Source organism: Serratia sp. BNK-23 (assembly GCF_047456145.1).
Classification (GTDB): Bacteria; Pseudomonadota; Gammaproteobacteria; order Enterobacterales; family Enterobacteriaceae; genus Serratia; species Serratia nematodiphila.
This window is the reverse complement of sequence record NZ_CP179900.1, coordinates 3,394,848-3,420,895: the sequence shown is the minus strand read 5'-3', so window position 1 is coordinate 3,420,895 and position 26,048 is coordinate 3,394,848. Positions and strand designations below refer to the sequence as shown.

Sequence of the window (26,048 nt, the reverse complement as noted above, 5' to 3'; positions counted from 1 at the left end):
GATGACATTAATGTCATCAAGTTTGTCCGCCGAAGCTGCTAGTATTTTTGCAGACGTAACGAGGTGGCGAGCATGCGAATACTGGTAGTTGAAGACGATATCGGCACAGGGGATTACCTGAAGAAAGGGCTGGGGGAAGCGGGCTACGGCGTCGATTTGGCGCGCACCGGCACCGACGGGCTGTTTCGCGCGTTGGAGCAGGATTACGATGCGATCGTGCTCGACGTGATGCTGCCGGGGCTGGACGGCTGGCAGATCATCGAGGTATTGCGCAAGAAAAGCGACGTGCCGATCCTGTTTCTCACCGCCCGCGACGGCGTACAGGATCGCATCCACGGTCTGGAGCTGGGCGCGGACGACTATCTTATCAAACCGTTTTCCTTTACCGAGCTGGTGCTGCGTTTGCGCACCTTGCTGCGCCGCGGGCCGGCGCGCGAAGCCGATCATTACGCCATCGCCGATCTGCAGTTGGACGTGCTGCGCCGCCGGGCGGTGCGCCAGGATCAGGTGATCCCGTTGACCAATAAAGAATTCATGCTGCTGCATCTGCTGGTGCGGCGCGAAGGTGAAGTGCTGTCGCGCACGCAGATCGCCTCCCAGGTGTGGGACATGAATTTCGACAGCGACACTAATGTGGTTGATGTGGCGATCAAACGCCTGCGCGCCAAAATCGACCGGCCGTTCGACGTCAAGCTGATCCACAGCGTGCGCGGCATCGGCTATGTTTGCGAGCCGCGCTCGTGAACGCCCGCGCTTCACGTCGGCCGGTGTCGCTGACGCTGCGCACCGCCATGCTGTTCGCGCTGGTGGCCGCCTGCGTGGTGAGCGGGGCGGGCTGGTATCTGTTCGGCGCCATGCGTCAGGAAATGACGCTCCGCAGCGATCTGCAGGTGACCGGGCGCGTAGAGTATTTCCGCCATTTACTGGGGCAGCGCTTTCCTTTGGCGCGCCTGACGGCTAATAACGGCCTGTTCGAAAATATGCTGGGCAATGAACAGGATGTGTTGATTTTCCAAATTCCGGGGCAAAAACCGCTCATCAATGTGAATCCGGCCAGGGTGGCCCTGCCGCCGATCGCGCCGACGCTGCCCGAACAGGCGCAGACGCTGGCCGCCGTGCGCGGCGGGGAAACGGCGCAGGGGGTGCCGCTGCGCGCGGCGTCGGCAATGGTGCGCCTGGAAGACGGCAGTTTGCTGCAGATTTCCGCCGCGCACGTGATGGTCAACGAACAGAAAATGCTGGCGCGCTACCTGTGGCGCATTGTCGCGGCGGTCGTTGTGGCTTTCCTGCTGATTGCGCTGCTGGGCTATGGGGTCATGCGCCGCGGATTGCGGCCGCTATGGCGCATGGCGGCGCAGGCGTCGGAGATCGCGCCCAATACATTGTCGACGCGCCTCAGTGAACAGGGGGCGCCGAAGGAGTTACAGCAATTGACCCGGGCGTTTAATGCGATGCTCGATCGGTTGAATGAAGGCTATCAGCGGCTGACGCAGTTTTCCGCCGATCTGGCCCATGAGATCCGCACCCCGGTGGGCGCGTTGATGGGCCAGTGTCAGGTGGCGCTGTATCAACCCCGCAGCGTGGAGGAGTACGAAACCCTATTGTCGAACAATATGGATGAGCTGGAGCGTATTTCGCGCATGGTGGAAAACATCCTGTTTCTGGCGCGCGCCGGTGAGGCGCAGTCCGTGCTGAACTACAGTCGTCTGGATGTGGCGGTCGAGCTGCGGCGGGTGGCGGATTACTTCGAAGGGCTGGCGGAAGAACGCGGCATCGCGCTGAACTGCGAAGGGGAAGGCGAGCTGAAGGCGGACGCGATGTTGTTCCAGCGGGCGCTGAGCAATCTGGTGGCCAACGCGGTGCGCTATGCCGATGAAAACAGCCTGATCGTATTGCGGGCTGAACGGCGCGCCGATGCCTGGTGGGTGCAGGTCATCAATCAGGGGCCGCCGATCGCGCCGGCACAGCTGGAAAAACTGTTCGATCGTTTCTACCGCGCCGATCCCGCGCGCAGCGCCGGCAGCCATGCCAGCGGTCTCGGGCTGTCTATCGTACGCGCCATCATGACGCTGCACGGCGGTGAGGCGCGCGCCGAATGTACCGGGCGCGCGTCTGCCGCCAGCCTCATTTTCAGCCTGCGGTTCCCGTTAGCGCAATAACCGTTAAGCCGGATTAACGCGGCGGAATGGCAAAGCGGAAGCAGGCGCCGCTTTGCGGTTGTTCGATCAGCTGAATATCGCTGTCGTGCAGCTGCAGAATGCGCCGCACGATCATTAACCCCAGCCCGCCCGCAGGGCGCCGGGCGCCGCTCAGGACAGACGGCCGCACGAACAGATCGGCGCGCAGCGTCTGCGGAATGCCGGGGCCGCTGTCGCTGACCTGCACCATCACCCGATCTTCCTGCCGCCACAGCCGCACGCCGATGTCGCCGCCGGGCGGCGTATGGCGAATGGCGTTGTCCAGCAGGTTGGTCAGCACCCGCTCAATCATGCTGAGATCGGCGAACACCGGCGGCACGCCGGGGGCGATGTCGGCATGCAGCCGCTGATTACGCGCCTCCGCCGCCAGCTCGAACTTTTGGAACACGTCCTGCAACAGCTCGCTGAGGGAGAAGGGCTCTTTCTGCGGTTTCACCACGCCGTACTCCAGCCGCGCCAGCTCGAACAGCTCCTGCGCCAGCTTGCCCACTTTGCGGCTCTGCGCCAGGGCGATCTCCAGATAGCGCCGCCGATCGGCGTCGCTCAGGGTGGCGGCCTTGACCGACAGCGTTTCCAGATAGCCGTGCAGCGAGGTGAGCGGGGTGCGCAGATCGTGCGAGACGTTGGCGATGAATTCGCGCCGCAGCCGATCCTGCTGCGCCAGCGTTTGCCACTGTTCGGCGAGGCGCTGCGCCATGCGGTGAAAGGCCTGTTGCAGCTGGCTGACCTCGTCGCGCCCGGCCGGCGCCGCCGGCCGCGCCGCGTAGGCCTGCACCGCCTCGATGCCGCCGCTGTCCAGCGCATTGACCTGACGGGTCAGGCGCCGGATGGGGCGAGTGACCCAGTAGAACGCGAAACCGCCGGCCAGCAGACTGAACAGCACCATCACCCCGGAGGTCCACAGCGCCATCCTGGCCGCCGAATTGAACTGGGCGTTGCTGGCCAGCGCCGTGTACTCCTCACCGAGCAAGACCACATACAGATAGCCCTCGACCCGGCCGTCGACCTTCAGCGGCGCAACGCTGAACACCTTGCGCCCGTCCGCGCTGCGCGGATCGTCGCCATACACCGGCATCTGCGCGCCATCGAGCAGCGCCTGCAGCGGCGGCAGCGCGACCCGCTGCCGTTTCAGATGCCCGGCCGGCGCGGCGTTGCCGATGATTGCGCCCTGTTTGTCGAGCAGATAAACCTCAACGCTGGGGTTCACCGCCATCAGCTGATCGAACAGGGTATGCACCGCCTGCGGATCCGGCCCGTTCACCCCCAGCAGCGGATTGCTGTCGGCGATATGCTGCGCCAGGTTGCCGGACAGGCGCTGGATCACCGCCTGGCTGTACTGGGTATTGCTGCGCACCTGCATCCAGCCGGAAAAGGCGCAGCCGATGACGATCAGCAGCGCGAAGATAATCGTGAGGCGTTGCGCTAACGTAAGGTTTTTCATGGCTCACTCTTGCGGCGCGGCCGCGAATTTATAGCCCATGCCCCACACCGTGAGGATGCGCTCGGGTTCCGCCGGATTGCGCTCAATCTTGATGCGCAGCCGGTTGATATGGGTGTTGACGGTGTGCTCATACCCTTCGTGCTGATAGCCCCAGACCTGATTCAACAGGCTGAGGCGCGAGAATACCTGGCCCGGGTGGCGGGCGAAAAAGTACAGCAGGTCGAATTCGCGCGGCGTCAGCTCGATCGGCTGTTGGTGCAGGCGCACCTCGCGGGCGATAGGATCGATGGTCAGATCGTTGAAGCTGAGCGCGCCGGCGTCCAGGCGCAGGTTGCGGCTCATCGCCTCCTGGCGGCGAAACAGCGCCTTGACCCGCGCCACCAGCTCCAGCATGGAAAAAGGTTTGGCCAGATAGTCGTCAGCGCCCAGCTCCAGCCCCAGCACGCGGTGCACCTCGCTGGAGCGCGCGCTGGTGATGATGATCGGCGTGTAGCGCGTCATGGTGCGCGCCCGGCGGCAAATCTCCAATCCGTCGACGCCCGGCAACATCAGATCGAGGATGAGGGCGTCCCAGCCGCCCTGTTCCAGCATCGCCATGCCCTGATTGCCGTCGGCGGCGTGGCTGATGGCGTAACCCTCGTCACGCAGATGCAGCTGCAGCAGCTCGGCGATGTCGCCGTCGTCCTCGACGATCAAAATTCGTTTTGGCTTGTCCATTCTCATTACCGCTGATTGCCCGATTCTCTCTGAAGTCTACACAACCGCCACCGGCGGAGTTATCACATTTTATTTAACTTTGCGTGAGGTCTTGGGGAACAAATCCGGGGAATACTGGGCTCATCGCATCGTTAGCTGGCAGGAATCGCTATGAGCTTCACCCTCACCCCGGAACAACGACAGACGGTACATCCTCTCTGGCTGCGGTTGACGCATTGGCTGAATGCGCTGGCGATGCTGATCATGGTCACCAGCGGCTGGCGCATCTATAACGCCTCGCCGCTGTTCAACTTCAGCTTTCTCAACGAGCTGACGCTTGGCGGCTGGCTGGGCGGTGCGCTGCAGTGGCACTTCGCCGGCATGTGGCTGTTTGGCGTCAACGGGCTGTGCTACCTGCTGCTTAACCTCGCCAGCGGGCGTTTCAAACGCAAATATTGGCCGCTCAGCCCGAAGCAGTTTCTCGCCGATGTCGGCGCGGCGCTGCGCGGCCGGCTGCAGCACGCCGATTTGCGCCATTACAACATGGTGCAGCGCGTGGCCTATCTGTCGGTGATGCTCCTCGGCGTGCTGAGTGTGCTGTCCGGACTGGTGCTGTGGAAATCGGTGCAGTTTCCGCTGCTGCGCACGCTGCTTGGCGGCTATGAGGCGGCGCGATATATCCACTTTTTCGCCATGTCGGCGCTGGTGGCCTTCGTCGCGATCCATCTGGTGATGGTGGCGCTGGTGCCCCGCACGCTGCTGGCCATGCTGCGCGGACGTTAAGGAGTTCACGATGAAAAAGGATAAACCGATCATGACGATCGTTGAAGGGCAGGCGATCGTCAAAGAAGCGCAGCGCTTGTTGACCGCGTCGTCCCGCCGCCGCTTTCTGCGCAACGGCCTGACGCTGGGCGGCATCGCCATGCTCACCGGCTGCGATCTCAGCGGCAACGCCAACGTTGAACAGGCGCTGAGCCGCATTTCGCGTCTCAACGATCGGGTGCAGGGCTGGCTGTTCAACGGCGATCGCCTGGCGCCGGTCTACCCGGAATCGATGATCACCCGGCCATTCCCGTTCAACGCCTTTTACGCCGAGGAGGACGCGCCCGACATCAACGGCGACGACTATCGGCTGGAGGTGGCGGGGCTGGTGCAGGACAAGCGCGCCTGGAGCCTGCCGCAGCTGCATCGGATGGCGCAGGTCAGCCAGGTGACGCGTCATATTTGCGTCGAGGGTTGGAGCGCCATCGGCAAGTGGGGCGGCGTGCCGTTCGCCACCTTTCTTAAGGTAATCGGCGCGGATCTGAGCGCCCGCTACGTCAGCTTCAAATGCGCCGACGACTACTACACCAGCATCGATATGGCCACCGCGCTGCATCCGCAGACGATTATCGCGCTGACCTACGACGGCCAGATCTTGCCGCGCAAGTACGGCTACCCGATGAAGCTGCGCATGCCGACCAAGCTGGGCTACAAGAATCCGAAACACATTCAGGTGATCGAGGTCACCAACCGCTTCCCGGGCGGTTACTGGGAAGACCAGGGCTACAACTGGTTTGGCGGCAGCTGAGGCGGCCGCCGGCCATTCTCCGGCACTCCGGTGCCTTTGACATGACGGAAGGAAATACCATGAAAAAGTTATTCGCAATGATGATGTGCAGCGCGCTGATGCTGGGCGTGGCCGGCGCCAACGCCGCGGACGGCATGAGTAAAGACGCGATGAAAAAGGACGGCATGAGCCAGATGTCGCACGACGGCATGGCGAAAGATGGGATGAAGAAAGAGTGCATGGGCAAGGACTGCATGAAGAAAGACAAAATGGGCAAAGACGCCATGAAAAAGGATGGCATGGCGAAAGACAGTATGGCCAAAGACGGCATGAAGAAAGACGAGATGAAAAAGGATGCGATGGGGCACTAAGCCGCCTCACCCCGCGGCCGCAAGCGGCAAACCGCGGCGGCTGCGGGCAGCATAAGGAGAGAGGATGATGTTGGCGACATGGCTGCGGCGCTTTCAGCGCTCGAACGGGGACGTTATCTTTATGCGCGCGGCGTTGGTGGTGATTTTCGCCGCCTTCGGCTACGCCAAATGGTTTGATTACGAGGCGCAGGGGCTGGTGCCGTTGATCGGCAACAGCCCGCTGCTGAGCTGGATGCATCAGGCGTTCGGCATTCGCGGCGCCAGTTATGCATTAGGCGTCGCTGAATGGAGCTTCGGTTTGCTGCTGCTGGCGGGATTCTGGTCGCGGCGGTTGGGGTTGCTGGGGGCGATCGGATCGACGGTGACCTACCTGACCACGCTGACGCTGATCTTTTCCACGCCGGGCGCCTGGGAGCCCTCCGCCGGCGGTTTTCCCGCCATGGCCGGGGCCACCAGCTTTTTAATCAAGGATCTGGTGTTGCTGGCCGGCTCCCTGGTGCTGCTGAAAGCCGACTTGCCGGCCGAGCAGTGACCAATACTAATATGGTTGACACAATTTAGCCCTAAAAAGCCCGATGTACTCATCGGGCTTTTACATTTTAGCGACAGAATGGTTACTGCATGTTTGTATTTTAACTAATCCCTTTTTTTATTAATAATATAGTTGTGATGCAAGGAGTTCAGTATCTGGCTGTCCGGATATTTTTATTAATGCATCTGAGTTATCAAATATTTTGTTATTATTAAGATCCACCACGATATACGTATCTTTTTTCAAATTACTGTCCAGAGTGGAAACGACACCAGCCTTCCCTTTAAATTGCAATGGGTTTTCTGGGTCTGAAATGAACTCTATATATCCATAGTTGTCCAAGCTACTCCCTCCACTAACGTTATCTACGAAAGGTATTTTCTCCCCTTTTTTTCTTCCTGAAATATAAAAATTATCATCACTGAGAGCGATAATATCTTCTCGTGCATTAAAATCATAAAGAGTACTGGTGTTTTTAGCGATTGACATAATATTAAACATGTCCGCCCCTTTTCCTCCAATGGCTGTTACGATATCACTCACGTCAAAATAATCGTCCCCATCGCCGCCGATGAGTTTTATAGTGCTTGATACCTCTCGGTATATTGAATTCGAGAGTGCAAATTTATTGCCTTGCGAACCGCCAAAAATGACGATGTTCTTACTTATTGTTGTAAATAAATCAGGTTCAATCGAAAGATCTACACCAGAGTTTTTTGAAGCATCAATAGTAAATTCAGTAGTATTGTTATCTCCTCCAAGAATAGTATTCAATTTTATTTTGTGTGTGCCTTCAATAGTTATTTTTTCAACATGTGACTTGGTTAATTTTAACGTCAAACCATTTTTGTCATTTGATTCCCCTACGGTTTTTATATTAACATTCCTCAGGTTTTCCCCTATTAACTCAAATGCTCCTGCATAAATAACGCTTTTAGTGCCAGATGATTCTACCGATTTGGTTAATGTGTCTTCACCATTTTTTTGATTGGTAAGGAAGTTTAATTCTGTTACATCATTCTTAAATTTCAGTGAGTAATTTACATTACTCACAGAGTAAGGTCCGTCACTGCGGTTTCCAATATAAAAATTTGCCGCCTCTTTAGGTATGTTGATGACGGAAACTATATCTGCAGTGGCAGGTTTTGATTGATTCGCTGTGTTTATAAATGAGAACCCTGCTTTGCCAATTTGATTAATATTCCCTCCACTAATGATGTTGGTGTTTTCAATAAATATATCATAATCTAAAGTGTTGCTGATTACTGATGATGTTCTGGATATAGTACCATCTACATTTTTTGTATAAGTTAATGTTGATATTTGACCTGTGTATTTATATAAGTCGATAAGCGAGAAGTTTTTAAACTGGTCGAGATTGCTTGTATATTGGATGCTCTTTGTGTCTGGAGCACCATTAATACCTTTGGTGATTGTTATTTCAGATCGAGTATTGATAAAGTTCGCAGATATTGAGTTGACTCCGTTACCGCCATCTGCCGTAAACAAAGTGTTTATTTTATTTCCGGATTTGTTACTATTATTTCCTGTCCATCCAAGAAAATCGTTACCGATACCAAAATTAAAATGAGTTGGCGCTGTGGTGATATCAGCTGACTGTGTTAACATTAATAATGTGTTTGCTTTTTTAGACGTTAACTCTGAAATGCTTCCGTTCATATAAGCGAAAATGAAATCATTAACACTATTATCGGGCAAAGCTATTTTCACAGGTTGGTTTCCGCTAATGCTTATTTGTTTAATGTTTGCTGCCTGATTAAGGTTAATATTGCTTTTTGTTGCAAGATTGATATCTATTTTTTCTAATTTTGACATTTCTATTTTACTGATATTATGTAGCAACCCAGAATTAACACTACTAGAAAGATAGTTATCTGAATTGTTTGTCAATGTTGCATAGGTTTTATAATTCAGGCTGTCTGCAACTCTAAATATGAATTGGAACTTCTCATGAAATTCATTTGTTGTGCCCGCGGTTGTATTTAGTGCGCTGTTTATTACACTTTTAATTATCTCACCTTTATCGGATAGGGTAACAAGTTGCTGTATTGTGGCGCTATCTGCATCATGCCCATAAACAAAATTATACACTTTTTGCGCGTATGCGGTAATTTCTAAATATGTTGATATGCGAGTGAACTCAGAAGTATTGAGTAAAATATCTACCATTTTGTCGTAGCTGGTACCTGAGGCCATTTTTTGGCTCCAGCCAAATAGTGCTTCAGAATTTAGATTTCTTCCCGCGCCAGCTAAATAAAGTTCGGCGATAAACTCCTGATACTCTAAAGGAGGCAGTTCTCCTGCTTTATAAACATATGAAGCGCCTTTTAAATGTTCCCTTGCAACGTGATCTTGTTCATTGTTACTTTCTTTTAATGTATTCATTAATTTTATTGCAATCTCTCCACGAGATATTCCCGTTGATAATAGATTGACATAAAAGTTCAATTCATTATCAGATGCTGAACGCTCATAACCATTCTCGAATAACTTTTGTATAAATGTCTTATTAGTTACTTTACTTAGATATGGACGATCATTAATAAATTTTTCTGTGGCTTGAAGTAATGTTCTTTCATGGTTATTGATTAATGGAGCCCAATACTCAATCACATCACGGGTGATTCCTGCCCCTAAGATATGAAAAACGCCTTGAATATCAGCTGTGCTATCAGTTTCATTCGTTGATGATGGGGAGGGAGAGCCAGGATAAAGAGCCTGATTTCCGTTGTCTACAAAATGCTCCCTATCTATCTGACGTTGTACCGGGTAATTATATTCATAACTATTATTTATACTCCAGTCGTCGTTCAATTGAGGCCATGGTGCCGTATTAGTTACAAGTTCCTTAGTAATTTTGAAGAGATTATTATTGAGATTAGGGTTGATATATGACTCGTTTGACCAGAGCTTAAACTCTATTTCTCCCATGGTTCTACCGTGAATGGTGTTAAAAAAGAAAAACATGATCTCAAAGTTATTATGATATCCACCATATATTTCTTTTGCTTCAGGCGTCTTCATTAGCCTTGTGATTAAATCCTCTAAACCCGCAGGTCCATTTTTCTGTAAATTTTCACTAAGTGATTTTAAATCTTTTTCAGGTGGGCTTTTCCGAGTGATTGCATAATAAATGCTGGCAATCTGTTTTTCGTATTTTATCTCAGCCATAATTTAATTCCTCATTGTGATAATGTTTTTTACTAATGACTTGCAGTTCTCTTTTAAAGGCTAAGTAATTATAGGAAAGAATTGAAAGTCTGGCTGAGGAAATTTCTGATATTGGATGCATGGTCATCATTTTATCGATGCTGGTAAGGTATAAATGATGTTTTTTGTTTATGTAAAATAAAGTAACTATTTGTAGTTTATAGGGTTTTAATTGTCTTGGAGTGTCTTTTAATCTTCAAAAAAGATACTTATGATGTTTTTTGATGAGGTTTAGAATAAATATGTATTGAATTTTTTGGGGGGATATTCCCACCAACTAATAGGCTGGTGGGAATGGCATTATTTTAATCAGGATAGGTCAGGGTGCCCCCCGGCGCTTCGCGATGAATGTGCAGGAAGTTCAGGTGCTTCTCGTACTGGTCGAGGATATCGCCAATCACCTGTTCCTTGCTGTAGTCCATCAGGTCGTTGCCCTGGGTGCCTTCCATCAGGAAGGTTTCCAGCCGGTAGTAGTGCGACTTGCCGGAGCGGGCGCGGTAGGTGAAGCCCGGCACCGAGTAGCGCATCGGCCAGATCTGATAGATGAAGTTCTGTTCCTCGCCCAGGTGTACCAGCAGCTCCAGGTGGTTCAGGCGTTCGTCTTCGGTCGGCGGCACTTCGCTGAACTCCACTTTCGCGCCGCGCAACTCCAGCTCGCGCGCCACGTCCTGCATCGCCGGGCGGCAAACCTTATCCAACATTTTCTGCGTGTACTGCGTGCCCGGGTAGTTCATCACCCGCGACAGGCGCTGTTTCCAGTTGAGCACGTCGTGGCTGGAGACCGGCACCGGCGCCAGGGTGCTGAGCGCGCTGGCCTTGCGGTAGTCTTCTACCCGCAGCGATTTATACAGCCCGGCCATCACGAAGAAGATCACGAAGCTGAACGGCAGGCCCATGATCACCGTGGTTTTCTGCAGCGCCGGCACGCCGTCGGTCATCAGCATGCCGATGGTCAGCAGGCCGATGGCCACCGACCAGAAAATCCGCAGCCAGTTCGGCGCATCATTATTGATGTCGGCCAGGCGCGAGGTGAAGTTACCCAGCACCAGCGAGCCGGAGTCCGCCGAGGTGACGTAGAACAGCAGGCCGGTGATGGTGGCCACCGAGGCGCTGAAGGTGAAGCCGGGGTATTGCGCCAGCAGGCTGTAGAAGCCGCGCTCCGGGAACTGCATCACTTCCTGAGCAAACTCGGCGTTGCCGTGAATGATCTGATACAGCGCGCTGTTGCCGAAGATAGACAGCCACAGCAGGGTGAACACGAACGGTATGATCAGCGTGCCGACCACGAACTGACGAATGGTGCGCCCGCGCGAGATGCGCGCCAGGAACAGGCCGACGAACGGCGACCAAGCCACCCACCAGGCCCAGAAGAACAGCGTCCAGTTGTTCATCCACTCCACCGGCCGATCGAAGGCGAAGCTGTTGAGCGTCATGCCCATAAAGCGGTTGACGTAATCGCCGACGTTAAGCACCAGCGCGTTGAGCAGGAACTCGGTGTCGCCGAAGAACAGCACGAACAGGATCAGGCCCAGCGCCAGCAGCACGTTCAGCTCGGACAGGATGCGGATGCCCTTGTTGACCCCCGAGGTGACCGAGATGGTGGCCATGATCACCGACAGCAGGATCAGCGAGCCCTGCACCGTCAGGTTTTCCGGGATCTCGAACAGCACCTTGAGGCCGTAGTTGAGCTGCACCACGCCGATGCCCAGCGTGGTGGCGATGCCGAAGATGGTGCCGAGCACCGCGGCGATGTCCACGCTGTGGCCGATCGGGCCGTTGATGCGTTTACCGAAGATTGGGTACAGCGCCGAGCGGATGGTCAGCGGCAGATTGTAGCGATAGCTGAAGTAGCCGAGGGCGATGCCCATCAGCGCATACATTGACCAGCCGGTCAGGCCGTAGTGGAACAGCGTCCAGACCATTGCCTGGCGCGCGGCCTCCAGCGTTTGCGCGTCGCCTTCCGGCGGCATCATGTACTGGGTCACCGGCTCGGCGACCGAAAAGAACATCAGGTCGATGCCGATGCCGGCGGCGAACAGCATCGCCGCCCAGCTCATCAGGCTGAACTCCGGCTTGGACTGCTCTGGCCCGAGCTTGATGGAACCGAAGCGCGAGGCGGCGATAAACACCACGAACACGATGTACAGCGTCGCCGCCAGCAGGTAGTACCAACCGAAGGTGGTCGACACCCAATTCAGCGTGCGGGTGATCCACTGCCCGGAGAAGTCGGTGAAAAAGATGGTCATCAGCGAGAAGGCCAGGATCAGCCCCGCCGAGGTGAAGAAAACCACAGGGTTGAGGCGGTCCTGCTGCGGTTTGGAGGAGGTTTCGCGTGTTGTCATCGTCATCCTCTGAACTGAGTAAAATCGTGCCGCTCCGCATTTCGGGGCGCGTTGGCGCCGCCGAAAAACGGGCGAATGAAGGCGGCGACCATCCCCATGGGAATGGCCTGAGTAACGCCGCTTTCGCCTGTTACCGAAGCACCGGAGCGCTTCGCGGTGGGAACCGCTTACAGCCACTGATTTTGGTCAGATTCGTTAATTACCTCACAAAAATCAGCCAGTTCCACAACCAGATAGTACAAATTTTTAACCAGGCGGCAATAAAATATATGCAATTTTTATTGAACGTTCAATCAAAAAAAAGTTTAATAGTCCGCATGATGACCTGAATCACGGGCGAAACGGCAGTGAAATTTGCCCGCTGAGATAAGGCCGAAGTCGGTTTTGTGAGAGTCGAAATATGCCAAAGGTAGGAATGCAGCCAATCAGAAGGCAGCAGTTGATTGATGCCACGCTCGCCGCGGTAAACGAAGTGGGAATGCATGACGCCACCATCGCGCAGATCGCGCGGCGCGCCGGCGTTTCCAACGGCATTATCAGCCATTATTTCAAGGACAAGAACGGCCTGCTGGAAGCCACGATGCGCTATCTGATCAGCCACCTGGGCGAGGCGGTGAAGCTGCGGCTGCAGGCGCTGACCGATAACAGCCCGGCGGCGCGGCTGCAGGCGATCGTCGCCGGCAACTTCGACGACAGCCAGATCAACAGCGCGGCGATGAAGACCTGGCTGGCCTTTTGGGCCAGCAGCCTGCACCAGCCGCAGCTCAACCGGCTGCAACAGGTGAACGGCCGCCGGCTTTATTCCAACCTGTGCGCCGAGTTTCGCCGCGTTATGCCGCAGCCGCAGGCGCGGTTGGCGGCCAAGGGGCTGGCGGCGCTGATCGATGGGCTGTGGCTGCGCAGCGCGCTGCGCGGCTCCGCGTTCAATCAGGCGCAGGCGCTGGCGCTCACGACCGAATACATCACGTTCCAACTCCGGGGGCAGACGTCGCCCGGAGGATAACTCAAGGAGATCCTATGTCCCGTTTTGGCTTGCAGAAGCTCTATATTCATGGCGCCTATGTAGACAGCACCGCTGGAAAAACCTTCAACGCCATTAACCCGGCGAACGGCGAAGTTCTGGCTGAAGTCCAGTCCGCCGGCGCTGAAGACGTCGATCGTGCGGTGGCCAGCGCGGCCAGCGGGCAGAAGGTGTGGGCGGCGATGACGGCGATGGCGCGTTCGCGCATCCTGCGTCGCGCGGTGGATATTCTGCGCGAGCGCAACGATGAGCTGGCGGCGCTGGAAACGCTGGATACCGGCAAAGCGATGTCGGAAACCACCGCGGTGGACATCGTCACCGGCGCCGACGTGCTGGAGTATTACGCCGGCCTGATCCCGGCCATTGAAGGCGAACAGATCCCGCTGCGCGATACCTCGTTCGTCTACACCCGCCGCGAACCGCTGGGCGTGGTGGCCGGCATCGGCGCCTGGAACTACCCGATTCAGATCGCGCTGTGGAAGTCCGCGCCGGCGCTGGCGGCGGGCAATGCGATGATTTTCAAACCGAGCGAAGTCACGTCGCTTACGGCGCTGAAGCTGGCGGAAATCTACACCGAAGCCGGCCTGCCGGACGGCGTGTTCAACGTGGTGACCGGCAGCGGTGCGGAGGTGGGGCAGTACCTGACCGACCATCCGGGCATCGCCAAAGTCTCTTTCACCGGCGGGGTGAAAACCGGCAAGAAGGTGATGGCCAACGCGTCGGGTTCGACGCTGAAAGAAGTCACCATGGAACTGGGCGGCAAGTCGCCGCTGATTATCTTTGACGATGCCGATCTGGATCGCGCCGCCGATATCGCCATGATGGCCAACTTCTACAGTTCCGGCCAGGTGTGCACCAACGGCACCCGCGTCTTTGTGCCGGCGGCGCTGCAGGCGCAGTTTGAGGCGAAAATTCTCGAGCGCGTGAAGCGCATTCGCCTCGGCGATCCGACCGATCCGCAAACCAACTTCGGGCCGCTGGTCAGCTTTGCGCACATGGAATCGGTGCTGCGCTTTATCGAGAGCGGCAAGAACAGCGGCGCGCGCCTGCTGTGCGGCGGCGAACGCGTCACCCACGGTGAGTTCGGCAAGGGCGCTTACGTGGCGCCGACGGTATTCAGCGACTGCCGCGACGACATGGAAATCGTGCGCGAAGAGATCTTCGGGCCGGTGATGAGCATTCTCAGCTACCAGAGCGAAGAGGAAGTGGTGCGCCGTGCCAACGACACCACCTTCGGCCTGGCCGCGGGCGTGGTGACCCACGATCTGGCCCGCGCGCACCGCGTGATCCACCAGCTGGAAGCCGGCATTTGCTGGATCAACACCTGGGGCGAGTCGGCGGCGGAAATGCCGGTCGGTGGTTACAAGCAGTCCGGCGTCGGCCGCGAAAACGGCCTGACCACGCTGGAGCACTACACCCAGATCAAATCGGTGCAGGTTGAGCTGGGCGATTACGCCTCGGTATTTTAACTATCCCCGTCGTCTTTCGAGCCGCAGCCGGGTTGGCTGCGGCCGACACTCCCCGAGAGCCAAATACACCGCCTGTTGCGGATCCGCGTTTCGCGTTTTCGTCTCATGCAGGCCAATAAAGTAAGGAGATAATGAATGGAATTTGACTACATCATTATCGGTGCCGGTTCCGCCGGCAACGTGTTAGCCACCCGATTGACCGAAGACGCCGACGTCAGCGTCCTGCTGCTGGAAGCCGGCGGCCCGGATTACCGGATGGATTTCCGTACCCAGATGCCGGCCGCGCTGGCGTTTCCGCTGCAGGGCCGCCGCTATAACTGGGCGTATGAAACCGATCCTGAGCCGCACATGAACAACCGCCGGATGGAATGCGGCCGCGGCAAAGGGCTGGGCGGTTCATCCCTGATCAACGGCATGTGTTACATTCGCGGCAACGCGATGGATTTCGACAACTGGGCCAAGGCGCCGGGTCTGGAAGACTGGACCTATCTGGACTGCCTGCCGTATTTCCGTAAGGCGGAAACGCGCGATATCGGCCCGAACGATTACCACGGTGGTGAGGGCCCGGTGAGCGTCACCACGCCGAAGGCCGGTAACAACGAACTGTTCCACGCCATGGTGGAAGCCGGCGTGCAGGCGGGTTACCCGCGCACTGACGATCTGAACGGTTACCAACAAGAAGGCTTCGGCCCGATGGATCGCACCGTGACGCCGAAGGGACGCCGCGCCAGCACCGCCCGCGGTTATCTGGATCAGGCGCGTTCCCGGCCGAACCTGAAGATCGTCACCCATGCGCTGACCGACCATATCGTGTTCGACGGCAAGCGCGCAGTGGGCGTCAACTATCTGCAGGGCGACAGCAATCAGCTGACCCATGCCAAAGCGCGCCGCGAAGTGCTGCTGTGCGCCGGCGCCATCGCCTCGCCGCAAATTCTGCAGCGTTCGGGCGTCGGCCCGGCGGCGCTGCTGAAAAGTCTGGACATCAACGTGGTGCACGATCTGCCGGGGGTGGGGGAAAACCTGCAGGACCACCTGGAGATGTATCTGCAGTACGCCTGTAAGAAACCGGTGTCGCTGTACCCGGCGTTGCAATGGTTCAATCAGCCGAAAATCGGCGCGGAATGGCTGTTCAACGGCACCGGCGTCGGCGCCAGCAACCAGTTCGAGGCCGGCGGTTTCATCCGCAGCCGCGCAGAGTTCGCCTGGCCGAACATTCAGTATCACTTCCTGCCGGTGGCGATTAACTATAACGGCAGCAACGCGGTGAAAGAGCATGGCTTCCAGGCCCACGTCGGTTCGATGCGTTCGCCGAGCCGCGGCCGGGTGCAGGTGAAATCGAAAGATCCGCGTCAGCATCCGAGCATTCTGTTCAACTACATGTCGACCGAACAGGATTGGCAGGAGTTCCGCGACGCTATCCGCATCACGCGCGAAATCATGGCGCAGCCTGCCCTGGACGAATACCGCGGCCGCGAGATCAGCCCAGGGCCGGAGGTGCAGACCGACGAGCAGCTGGACGCCTTCGTGCGCGAGCACGCCGAAACCGCCTTCCACCCGTCCTGCTCGTGCAAGATGGGCGAAGACGAGATGGCGGTGGTCGACGGCCAGGGCCGGGTGCACGGCATGGAAGGATTGCGGGTGGTGGATGCGTCAATCATGCCGCTGATCATTACCGGCAACCTGAACGCCACCACCATCATGATCGCCGAAAAGATCGCCGACCGCATTCGCCAGCGCGCGCCGCTGCCGCGCAGCACCGCCGACTACTACGTCGCCGGCGATGCGCCGGTGCGCAAGCAGTAACCGACACGCCCTCTCGCCGTTGAGGGGGAGGGCCGCCGTAGCAAGCAACCCCTCTCCATATGCTCTTCCCCAAGGCGAGGGGGCAACTCTCTTTTATCCCTTATCCCATCATGCCGCCGGCAGCGAGATCGCCTGATCGAAACTGGTGGGCGTCGCCATGCGCCACATGCGGGCGTAGAACTCGCTTTTGATCTCCGGCTGCAGCAGCGCGCCCGGCTCCAGATAGTAATAGATATCGGCGTACACTTTGATCTCGGTCGGCGTGATGCGGCGCAGCATATGGTGCGAGGTCAGCTGCTCCGGGCGGCTGACGCCGGCCGCCGCCAGCATGTCCGCCAGCGCTTTCACCGTATTCTGATGGAAGTGGTAGACGCGTTCCGCCTTGTTCGGTACCACCAGCGCCTTTTGCCGCAGCGGATCTTGCGTCGCTACGCCGGTCGGGCAGTGGTTGGTGTGGCAGCTTTGCGACTGGATGCAGCCGACGGCGAACATAAAGCCGCGCGCCGAATTCACCCAGTCGGCGCCGAGCACCAGCACGCTGGCGATGTCAAAGGCGCTGATGATCTTGCCGCTGGCGCCAATCTTGATTTGGTCGCGCAGGCCGCAGCCCACCAGCGTGTTATGCACGAACAGCAGCCCTTCGCGCAGCGGCATGCCCATATAGTTGGAGAGTTCGAGCGGCGCGGCGCCGGTGCCGCCCTCCTTGCCGTCCACCACGATGAAGTCCGGCAGAATGCGGGTGTGCAGCATCGCCTTGACGATGGCGACGAACTCCCACGGGTGGCCGATGCACAGCTTGAAACCGACCGGTTTGCCGCCTGACAGCTCGCGCAGCTGTTGGATGAACTGCATCATTTCCAGCGGGGTGGTGAAGGCGCTGTGCGAGGCCGGCGAGATGCAATCCACGCCTTCCGGCACGCCGCGGGTGGCGGCGATTTCCGCATCTACCTTCTTCGCCGGCAGAATGCCGCCGTGGCCCGGCTTGGCGCCCTGGCTGAGCTTGATTTCAATCATTTTCACCTGCGGGCTTTGCGCCTGTTCGGCAAAGCGGCGCGGATCGAAATGGCCGTCGGCGGTGCGACAGCCGAAATAGCCGCTGCCCAGCTCCCACACCAGGTCGCCGTTGTTTTCGCGGTGATAGCGGCTGATGCTGCCCTCACCGGTGTCGTGGTAGAAGTTACCCTTGGCCGCGCCGAGGTTGAGCGCGCGGATGGCGTTGGCGGAGAGTGCGCCGAAGCTCATGGCCGAAATGTTGAAGATCGACGCGGAGTAGGGCTGGCGGCAGTCGGCGCCGCCGATGGTGATGCGGAAACTGGTTGGGTCGGCGGCTTCCACCGGCCGCATGGAGTGGCCGATGCACTCATAGCCGGTTTGATACACGTCCAGCAGGGTGCCGAACGGTTTGTCACCCATCTCGTTTTTCGCCCGGCGATACACCAGCGTGCGCTGGGTGCGCGAAAACGGGATCTCTTCATTATCCTGCTCGAGGAAATACTGGCGCAGTTCCGGACGGATGAACTCGAAGAAGAAGCGCAGGCGGCCGATGATCGGGTAGTTGCGGCAGATGGCGTGGCGCTGCTGCGTGAGATCGTAGATACCCAGCACCATCAGGCAACCGCAGGCCAGGGCCGGCAGCCAGAACCACGGATGGTTGTGCATCATGATCAAGAAAACCAGGGTGAGCAAGATGCTCAGCACAAAGCAGGTATAGCGGCTGAATAAGGACGACTTCATAACATCTCCTGATGTTTATTTTTAATCCACACGACATGACTCACGGATAATCCGTGTGCAAATCGTAGCCAACAGGAGAGGATGTTGTGTGTCTGTTGCTGCTTTGTCGCTGGTTGTTACATTAATTTAACCTGGCGGAAGGGAGGGGTTGCCGCGCGGCGTGCCGCGCAACAAGCCAAGATGTTTATTTGCCGGCGACGAAGATGGTGCTCATGCTGCGCAGCCGCAGCTTTTTCATCGCGCTGTATTTTTGCGAGAAGATGGTTTTCGGGTGCGTGCCGCGTTTTTCCGCGATATGCAGCAGGCTGTCGCCGCGCAGCAGATTGAAGATCACGTCGCTTTCCGCCGGGCTGAGCTCGCGGGTTTTCTGCACCCGGATACCGCCCGGTTCTTTGCTTTCCAGCAGCCGCTGGATTTTTTCCTGCAGCGAATAAAGCGGAATGCGGGTAGAGACCAATTCAACGGAAATCCCCAGGATCGACAGCAGTTTCACTACGCGCTCGTCGTCATAGAACACCAGCAGGCGCGTCTTGCTGTTGTATTGCTGGTGCAGGGACACCAGGCTTTCGATCACGTTGACGCTCTGTTCCAGGTTTTGCGAGGTGAAAATCAGCGCGATATCGTGCTTGGTGATCTTCTCTGCTTTGGCGCCGCCGTGCATGAAATCGGAAAACAGGCGGATATCGTACGCGCCGTAATGTTTCTTCAGCAGCACCGACAGGCCAACATAGCTGTACTTACACTCACTAATCACAAGAACGTTGTTTTTAGACATAGGGCAAACACCAATACCGAGTTAAAAGTATTCAGCTGTAAGAAGCGAGTTCAAATCCTTGATGCTGGATTCCTTCCACAGCTTTCCCTGCAGTGCGTAATATGGCATTTCATCCAGCCATTTCTTGTGTTCGGGAGTTTCAACTCCTTCGATAATTACCTTGTAATGATTAAGGTAAAAGAAGCGCAGTAACGCGCGCATCAAGCCCTCGCCGCCGGACTTTTTCATAAAGTCCCAGAGCAGAAAACGATCGAGCTTAACGAAGCGGAACTGGCTGTTGTACAACGCGGAAAAACCCGCATAGCCAGAACCAAAATCATCGAGCCAAAATGAATAACTATTCAATGACGGATCGCCGTGCACGCGATCTTTCACCAGCCGGGTTGAATTCTCGCTGATCTCAAAATGAATACAGCGCAGGGCATTAATTCTCTCGGCAAAGTGACTATTCGCCAGCGATTGCAGGGAATAATCGTCAACATTCAAAGTGGCTATCACTTGGTTTTCATGAAACCAGTGTTTGTATTTATCGATCAGATTGATCTGATCCATCAAAATCTCAATCCGGGTGGCGCTGTCGGCGTGACGAAAGAACTGTTCAGGAGAAAAATGGGCATATTCGCTATTAAACGTAAAGCGAGACAGACATTCAACGGCCAGCAATTGTCCCGACTTCGCGAACATTGGCTGAAAAACATAATTAATGCCGTTATTTTTCTCTCTGAAAGAACCGCTCATTTCCCAATCCTTGGATTGATATTTAACTTGTTGATTTTAAATGATTAAAAAGAAAGTTACTCCAGGTTTATTGGTAAATTTCTTATTTAAAGCGTCAGGATGGCCGAAACGTGTCGACAGACCATTAAACGCGTAATTCGTGCCAAAGTCCAAACGTCGCAATCTGTTACTAAATGTAAATATTCGGGATAATATTCTGATTTTCAGGCCTTAACGCAAAATCTTGAACTCTGCAGCTTTCCCAAACACAGATTATTCCTATTCATATGAATCGTCAACATCGATCGATAGGTATCCGCCGATAGTTTATTCCTATCAAGAGGGGGCTTATGAATGTTTTAAACGATTTAACATTAAGAATATGCTTAGTCTATATTTCGTCCGGCAATGAGTTCATCGAGGCAACGCTCCTTTTCAGCAAGGGAGTGCTATCGCTGAGTGTATGCTCAGTGGCGGCAATATATATATAAGCCCGCCACTGAATCGATTATTTTATTGTTCTATGGAGCTGGAAATGAAAAAAGTATTATTGCCTTTGGCTGCCCTGGTATTGTCTGCAACTGCTTCCAACGCAATGGCAGCAAACGGCAACGTTAAATTCACCGGTGAAATTGTACAGTCCACCTGTAAAGTTGTTGATAAAGACCAGAATAAAGAAGTTTACCTGGGTAAATATCCTACCACCGCTTTCCCAACTGCCGGTTCTACCAGCGGTGCTAAAGCTTTCGATATCAGCCTGGAGAAATGTGAAGCGGGTAACTACACCCTGCGTTTCGACGGTAACACCCCAGCTGGCCACCCAGAGCTGTTGGCTGTAACTGGCGGCGCGACTGGCGTTGGCGTTGAAATTCTGGATAACAACGGTTCTACTCTGCCAATCTCTCAGGAAGTGGCTACCCCAGCTACCGTAACTGTTGCTGCTGATGGCGATAACCCAGGTGCTGCGACTTTCAACCTGCGCGCTCGTTACAAATCCTTCCAGGATCTGGTAACTGCCGGTCAGGCAAACTCTAACGCTACCTTCACCATCGAATACAAATAATTCGCTGGCAGGATAGATAGAGTTATTGGCCAAGGATGGCTAAATTTTGAGAGTTGAGACATTCCGATGAAAAAAATTCTGACTGGTATTTTATTCGCATTCTCTGTTAATGCCTTTGCCGGCATTCAGGTTGATGCGACGCGTGTCATCTATAACAGCGCAAGTAAATCCGCATCGCTCTCAATCAGCAATGACAGCGACGATACCTACATGGTGCAAACCTGGCTGGATACTGGCGATGCAAGCCAGATGCCTAAGAATTTGCCGATCGTGGTGACGCCACCCATTTTGAAGCTGGCTGCCAAGAAAGACGCCATTTTGCGTTTTATCTATTCCGGCAGCGGTTTGCCGCAGGACAGAGAATCTCTGCTCTGGGTCAACGTACAGGAAATTCCGCCAACGCCTAAGCAAGATAACGTGCTGCAGGTGGCGATCCGTACTCGTATCAAACTGTTCTATCGCCCGGATTCGTTGAAAACCAACCTGCAACAGCAGGCGGAAGCGCTGAAGTGGAAGCGCCAGGGCGGCAATTTAGTCGTGACTAACGATGGCCCGCTGTTTGTCACGCTGGGCGTGTTGAACCTGAAGAGCGGCGGCAAGAGCTGGAAAGTGAACGCCGACATGGTCAAGCCACACGACAGCCTGCGTATTTCCCTGCCTCAGGGGGCGCAATCAGCCAACAATATGTCGTTTACCTATATCAACGACTATGGCGGTCACACCGAGATTAAAAACGTCGCACTGAATTGATTTGAAGCACTTCAAGGAATGAAAGAAATGGCACACAAAAGAATAACAACCCTCGCGCCAAAACGTTTGGTGAAGCTGATTAATGGTGTAATTTATTTTTCTGCTGTGCCTTTTTCATTCTCACATATGGCCATGGCGGAGGAGCAGTTCAACACCTCCTTCATCCATGGCGATGACAATATCGCCCAGGTGGCGTCGTTGGCCAGCGGGGATGACATTCTGCCGGGTAAATATCCGTTTGATATCTATCTCAACGGGCAGCGTATCGATCACCGCGAAATCGAGTTCAAGAAAGAATCCAAAGACTCTCCGGTAGCGCCGTGCCTGACGGCCGCGGACTATCAGGATTACGGCGTAAAGCTGCCCGGCGATCTGACCACCGCCGGTGCCGCGCAATGCTACGCATTGCCACAACAGATCTCCGGCGCCAAGCTGAGCTATGACGCCGCCGTACAGCGTATGGATCTGGAAGTGCCGCAGGTGTTTCTGATCCCACGCCCGCAAGGTGCCATTTCGCCGAAAGTTTACGATCGCGGCATCAATGCCGGCTTTGTTAACTATAACTTTAGCGGCACTCATAACCGCTACGGCAACAATCAGAACGACAAGACTTCCGACTATTACTTCCTGAGCCTTAACAATGGCCTCAATATTGGCGATTGGCGCCTGCGCAACAACTCGACGTTGAACCAACAGTCGGGCGCCGGTACGCATTGGAAGAACATTTCCAGCTGGGCGGAAACGGACATCGTTTCTCTGCGCAGCCGTCTGGTGATCGGCCAGACCAACACCAATAACAATGTTTTCGACAGCATTCAGTTCCGCGGTGTGCAGATGTCCAGCGCCGACGACATGCTGCCGGAAAGCCAGCGCGGCTATGCGCCGGTGGTGCGCGGTGTGGCGACGACCAACGCGCGCGTTGAAGTGCGTCAGAACGGCTATACCATTTACAGCACCAACGTGCCGCCAGGGCCGTTTGCACTGACGGACATTTTCCCAAGCACCCTGAGTGGTAACCTGGACGTGACGGTTATCGAAGCCAACGGTTCGAGAACTTCTTTCGTCGTGCCGTTCTCCTCGGTGCCGAACATGCTGCGCGAAGGGATTTGGAACTATCAGCTGACCGCCGGTAAATACCACGACGGCACCAGCCGCTATCAGCCCAAGTTTGTCCAAGGCACCTTGTCGCACGGTATGGCGTATGACATCACGCCTTACGGTGGCGTGCTGGTGGCGGAAAACTACCGTTCAGCGGTCGTAGGCCTCGGTAAAAACCTGGGGAACTGGGGGGCTGTCTCTTTTGATATGTCCTATTCCGACACCAACCTGGTGAACGGCGATGACAAGCAGGGGGAGAGTTTCCGTTTCCTGTATTCCAAGTCGCTCAACGATTGGGGGACGGAATTCCGCATTGCCGGTTACCGTTACTCGACCTCCGGCTATTATGATTTCTCCGATGCGGTTGCCGAGCGCGAACGCTATGAGAACGGTTATTACCGTAACGATTACTACGATCAAAACGATCGCAACCTGGGCGTGCCGGACTGGGCGGAATCTCGCCGTCGCAGCTATTACACCAGCCGTTTCAACAACAAACGCCAGCGCGTTGAGCTGTCTGTCAACCAGCGCATCGCCGGTAATTCGACGCTGTACGCCAACCTCAGCAACCAGTCTTACTGGGGCGGATCCGGTGAAGACCGTACCGTACAAACCGGTTTTAACAGCAGCTATAAAAATATCAGCTATGGCGTCTTTTATCAGGACAGCCGCAGCAACTACGGCTATAAAGACCGCAGCGTCAACCTGACCGTATCGATTCCGTTCAGCTTCTTCAGCAAGGATTCGTCGGACATGACCGCCAGCTTCAACGCCGGCCACAGCAAGCAGAGCGGCAACACCTACAGCGCCGGCCTGAGTGGCACCGCGCTGGATGACAACCGCTTGAACTATGCGGTGCAAAGCGGTCATGATCGTTATTCGGGCCAAACCAGCTCGGCCAACGTCGGTTATCAGGGCAGCATGGGGACCATCAATGCCGGTTATAGCTACAGCAAAGATTATCAGCAGTCTTCGTTGGGCGTGGCGGGCGGTATCGTCGCACACTCCGGCGGCGTGACGTTGACCCAGCCGCTGCAGAATACGTTTGTGCTGGTGGAAGCCAAAGACGCCAAGGGCGTTCGTATCGAAAACCAACCCGGCGTCGCCATCGACCGCTTCGGTTACGCGGTGATGACCTCTGCGTCGCCATACCGCCATAACCGCGTGGCGCTGCGCACCGAAGATATCGGCAACGGTCTGGATATCCCGATGGCGGCAAGAGACGTGGTGCCGACTTACGGCGCAATCACCCGCGTGAAGTTTGAAACGCACACGGGCCAAAGCCTGTTGGTACACAGCAAGATGACCGACGGCAGCGTACCGCCGATTGGTGCCAACGTCTTCAGTGCGGATGGTAAGAACAACGGTACTGTCGGTACCAACGGCGATATTTATATCTCAGGTGCCTCCGCAGGGGATCGTCTGCTGGTGAAATGGGGCAACGACGCGGGCGAAAGCTGCTCACTGGTGGTGCCGGAATTGAAAGCGGCGACCGAACAGTTGATGGGTTATCAGGAACTTTCGCTGACCTGCGGAAAACCGTAAAAGGAAAGGATATGTCTTCTTTGTTAAAGCATAAGAATCTCGGATTGGCGGCTGGGCTGCTGGTCACGCTGGGCGGGTTTTCGCAGAGCAGCTATGCGTTGTCGTGTAAGCAGAACGGCAGCATTCGCCAGGATATCGTGCTGGATAAGGCCATCAAGGTGTCGACGGCTAATACTGCTCCGGGGGCATTGCTGTGGCGTTCGCAGCCCTTTACCTCTACGTTCCAGTGCTCTGATACAGACAATATGCCGAAAGGCGAAGACGCATTTTTGTATTGGGATCCGCAGAATAAAATGCAAAACATCCACAATTCAATCGAAGTGGGTGTGACATTTAAAGGGATTGACGTCAAGCCGGTAAAGAATCAGCGTGAGAATGTTGGTCCGGGTACAGTATGTAGCAACCCGCCACGTTGTAGCAGGCCGGCGACGAGCCAAAGCGTCACCGTAACATACTCTATCTACATTAAAGCGACCGGCAAGGCACCGCCGGCGGGCGGAAAAATCACAGACAATAATGCCTATTCGGTGTTTCAGGTTGATGGCGTCGGCGGCTTGAACAGCCGTCCGAACAGCAACTTTAACGCCTACATCTCCGGGCTGGGCAATATTCAGTTTATCTCCTGCAACCCGAAAATCACCGTGGTGGCCAACAACGGTTCGACGGTGAACTTTGGCACCATTCCGCGTCAGAATGCGGTGGTGGGTAAAATCGAGAAGCAGGTGCCGTTCTCGGTCGCCGCCAATATGTCCGATCCAACGACCGGTCAAGACTGCAAAGGGGAAACGCTGCAGGCCAGCTTCAGCACCACCTACCCATTGCAGGATAACAGCGTGATCCTGCCGACCAGCGACAGCGGCTTCGGTATTTTGATCTCGCAGGCGGCGACGCCAAATACGCCGATCATGATGAACAGCCCGGTCGATCTGGGCCTGGTCAACGGCACCATCGTTGAAAAGAACTTTATGGCCAGCCTGAAATGGTTGAGCACCAACCCGAAGGTAGGGCCGTTCAGCGCATCGGCGAATATTGACGTCACCTTCAAATAATTCGGTGTCTCGTCAATAGAGAAAGGGTTCAGTTCTCGCGAACTGAACCCTTTTTTGTGCCTTATACCGCGCTGATTAACGCAGCCCCATCCAGCTGGTGCAAACGCCTTCCGGCGGCTTGCCGGCGTACCAGCGGGGCAGCGTGGGGGCATCGTGGCGCGGTTCGGCCTGCATTTCTATCGGCTGCGCCGGCCATTCTGCGACGTCCCAGCGGGTGGTGCGGCGATAGACCGCCGGGGTTTTGCCGAACTGTTTCTTGAAGGCACGCGAGAACGAAGGCTGAGAGTCGAAATGGTATTGCAGGGCGATATCCAGGATCGGTCGTGGAGTGGAGCGCAGCGCCTGCGCCGCCTGCGAAAGACGCCGCTCGCGGATATAGCTGCCGAGCGCGTGGCCGGTGGTGCTGCGGAACATGCGCTGCAGGTGCCATTTGGAGTAGCCCGACTTGGCGGCGACGTTGTCCAGCAGCAGCGGCTGATCCAGATGAGTTTCAATCCAGTCTAGTAAATCGTGAATGATATTGACGCGATCCATGGTTTTAGTTCTCCCGCAAAAACGACATTCAGGTCACAGTGACTTAGCTTAATTATCCAAGAATATGCTTTGATAATAGGCGTGACTACGCCGTTACGCAAGGGTAAGCCGGGGATAAAAAGGTGGCCAA

The 26,048-nt window shown here is 55.5% G+C and carries 22 protein-coding genes; 14 read left to right on the top strand and 8 right to left on the bottom strand.

The window, feature by feature from the left end; translation table 11 throughout:
- Window positions 1–72 precede the first annotated feature (72 nt).
- Together ACMGF9_RS16215 and ACMGF9_RS16210 are read left to right on the top strand one after the other, a co-directional pair.
- Window positions 73–744: a heavy metal response regulator transcription factor gene (locus ACMGF9_RS16215; protein ID WP_021504273.1), complete on the top strand. Its 672-nt coding sequence runs from the start codon at window positions 73–75 to the stop codon at window positions 742–744.
- Window positions 741–2,159, top strand: coding sequence for a heavy metal sensor histidine kinase (locus tag ACMGF9_RS16210; protein WP_118892291.1), 1,419 nt, complete (start codon window positions 741–743; stop codon window positions 2,157–2,159). The genes ACMGF9_RS16215 and ACMGF9_RS16210 overlap by 4 nt, the downstream gene beginning before the upstream one ends.
- A 13-nt stretch (window positions 2,160–2,172) precedes the next feature.
- Here ACMGF9_RS16210 and ACMGF9_RS16205 read toward each other — a convergent pair whose 3' ends face one another.
- On the bottom strand, window positions 2,173–3,639 hold the full coding sequence (locus ACMGF9_RS16205) for a sensor histidine kinase (RefSeq protein WP_118892290.1): 1,467 nt from the start codon (window positions 3,637–3,639) through the stop codon (window positions 2,173–2,175).
- A gap of 3 nt (window positions 3,640–3,642) precedes the next feature.
- The gene (locus ACMGF9_RS16200; protein ID WP_004939128.1) at window positions 3,643–4,356 is read right to left on the bottom strand and encodes a response regulator transcription factor; all 714 of its coding nucleotides are present in this window, start codon (window positions 4,354–4,356) and stop codon (window positions 3,643–3,645) included.
- Between the two features lie 150 nt (window positions 4,357–4,506).
- Between ACMGF9_RS16200 and ACMGF9_RS16195 the strand changes: the two genes are divergently transcribed.
- The 4 genes from ACMGF9_RS16195 to ACMGF9_RS16180 all read left to right on the top strand — a co-directional run bounded on the left by ACMGF9_RS16195 (window position 4,507) and on the right by ACMGF9_RS16180 (window position 6,787).
- Entirely contained in the window at window positions 4,507–5,118 is a 612-nt protein-coding gene (locus ACMGF9_RS16195) for a cytochrome b/b6 domain-containing protein (RefSeq protein WP_088381395.1), read from the top strand.
- A 10-nt stretch (window positions 5,119–5,128) separates the two neighbouring features.
- Window positions 5,129–5,905, top strand: coding sequence for a molybdopterin-dependent oxidoreductase (locus tag ACMGF9_RS16190; protein ID WP_015377175.1), 777 nt, complete (start codon window positions 5,129–5,131; stop codon window positions 5,903–5,905).
- Between the two features lie 59 nt (window positions 5,906–5,964).
- A complete protein-coding gene (locus ACMGF9_RS16185) occupies window positions 5,965–6,255 on the top strand; it encodes a pentapeptide MXKDX repeat protein (RefSeq protein WP_015377176.1) in 291 nt (96 codons plus the stop codon).
- 64 nt (window positions 6,256–6,319) lie between these two features.
- Window positions 6,320–6,787 (top strand): YkgB family protein, encoded by a 468-nt coding sequence (locus ACMGF9_RS16180; protein WP_033640910.1) that lies wholly within the window; start codon window positions 6,320–6,322, stop codon window positions 6,785–6,787.
- Between the two features lie 120 nt (window positions 6,788–6,907).
- On the opposite strand, the gene ACMGF9_RS16175 is transcribed toward ACMGF9_RS16180, so the two are convergent.
- On the bottom strand, window positions 6,908–9,979 hold the full coding sequence (locus ACMGF9_RS16175; protein ID WP_118911652.1) for a DUF4214 domain-containing protein: 3,072 nt from the start codon (window positions 9,977–9,979) through the stop codon (window positions 6,908–6,910).
- Between the two features lie 344 nt (window positions 9,980–10,323).
- Window positions 10,324–12,360, bottom strand: coding sequence for a choline transporter (locus ACMGF9_RS16170; protein WP_015377179.1), 2,037 nt, complete (start codon window positions 12,358–12,360; stop codon window positions 10,324–10,326).
- On the opposite strand from ACMGF9_RS16170, the gene ACMGF9_RS16165 reads away from it, so the two are divergent.
- The 4 genes from ACMGF9_RS16165 to betA all read left to right on the top strand — a co-directional run bounded on the left by ACMGF9_RS16165 (window position 12,351) and on the right by betA (window position 16,653).
- Window positions 12,351–12,689 (top strand): hypothetical protein, encoded by a 339-nt coding sequence (locus tag ACMGF9_RS16165; RefSeq protein ID WP_414160323.1) that lies wholly within the window; start codon window positions 12,351–12,353, stop codon window positions 12,687–12,689. The two genes, ACMGF9_RS16170 and ACMGF9_RS16165, sit on opposite strands and share 10 nt — an antisense overlap.
- A 71-nt stretch (window positions 12,690–12,760) precedes the next feature.
- Window positions 12,761–13,363, top strand: coding sequence for a transcriptional regulator BetI (gene betI / locus ACMGF9_RS16160; protein ID WP_075685587.1), 603 nt, complete (start codon window positions 12,761–12,763; stop codon window positions 13,361–13,363).
- A 14-nt stretch (window positions 13,364–13,377) separates the two neighbouring features.
- Window positions 13,378–14,850: a betaine-aldehyde dehydrogenase gene (gene betB / locus ACMGF9_RS16155; protein ID WP_004939102.1), complete on the top strand. Its 1,473-nt coding sequence runs from the start codon at window positions 13,378–13,380 to the stop codon at window positions 14,848–14,850.
- Window positions 14,851–14,985: 135 nt separating this feature from the next.
- Complete coding sequence (gene betA, locus ACMGF9_RS16150; RefSeq protein WP_015377181.1) at window positions 14,986–16,653, top strand: choline dehydrogenase; 1,668 nt, start codon at window positions 14,986–14,988, stop codon at window positions 16,651–16,653.
- Between the two features lie 108 nt (window positions 16,654–16,761).
- Here betA and ACMGF9_RS16145 read toward each other — a convergent pair whose 3' ends face one another.
- From ACMGF9_RS16145 to ACMGF9_RS16135, 3 genes are all read right to left on the bottom strand, one after another.
- Window positions 16,762–18,387: an FMN-binding glutamate synthase family protein gene (locus ACMGF9_RS16145; RefSeq protein ID WP_015377182.1), complete on the bottom strand. Its 1,626-nt coding sequence runs from the start codon at window positions 18,385–18,387 to the stop codon at window positions 16,762–16,764.
- A 184-nt stretch (window positions 18,388–18,571) separates the two neighbouring features.
- A complete protein-coding gene (locus tag ACMGF9_RS16140; protein ID WP_004939094.1) occupies window positions 18,572–19,162 on the bottom strand; it encodes a LuxR family transcriptional regulator in 591 nt (196 codons plus the stop codon).
- A 21-nt stretch (window positions 19,163–19,183) separates the two neighbouring features.
- Complete coding sequence (locus tag ACMGF9_RS16135; RefSeq protein ID WP_004939091.1) at window positions 19,184–19,900, bottom strand: EAL domain-containing protein; 717 nt, start codon at window positions 19,898–19,900, stop codon at window positions 19,184–19,186.
- Between the two features lie 514 nt (window positions 19,901–20,414).
- On the opposite strand from ACMGF9_RS16135, the gene ACMGF9_RS16130 reads away from it, so the two are divergent.
- The 4 genes from ACMGF9_RS16130 (at window position 20,415) to ACMGF9_RS16115 (ending at window position 25,384) form a co-directional block, all read left to right on the top strand.
- Complete coding sequence (locus tag ACMGF9_RS16130) at window positions 20,415–20,942, top strand: fimbrial protein (RefSeq protein WP_004939088.1); 528 nt, start codon at window positions 20,415–20,417, stop codon at window positions 20,940–20,942.
- A gap of 66 nt (window positions 20,943–21,008) precedes the next feature.
- Window positions 21,009–21,692: a molecular chaperone gene (locus tag ACMGF9_RS16125; RefSeq protein WP_004939085.1), complete on the top strand. Its 684-nt coding sequence runs from the start codon at window positions 21,009–21,011 to the stop codon at window positions 21,690–21,692.
- A gap of 27 nt (window positions 21,693–21,719) precedes the next feature.
- The gene (locus ACMGF9_RS16120) at window positions 21,720–24,335 is read left to right on the top strand and encodes a fimbria/pilus outer membrane usher protein (RefSeq protein ID WP_015377184.1); all 2,616 of its coding nucleotides are present in this window, start codon (window positions 21,720–21,722) and stop codon (window positions 24,333–24,335) included.
- An 11-nt stretch (window positions 24,336–24,346) separates the two neighbouring features.
- A complete protein-coding gene (locus tag ACMGF9_RS16115) occupies window positions 24,347–25,384 on the top strand; it encodes a fimbrial protein (RefSeq protein WP_015377185.1) in 1,038 nt (345 codons plus the stop codon).
- 75 nt (window positions 25,385–25,459) lie between these two features.
- Here the strand turns inward: ACMGF9_RS16115 and ACMGF9_RS16110 are convergent, their stop codons facing one another.
- Complete coding sequence (locus tag ACMGF9_RS16110) at window positions 25,460–25,918, bottom strand: helix-turn-helix domain-containing protein (RefSeq protein ID WP_004939075.1); 459 nt, start codon at window positions 25,916–25,918, stop codon at window positions 25,460–25,462.
- Window positions 25,919–26,048: the final 130 nt, after the last annotated feature.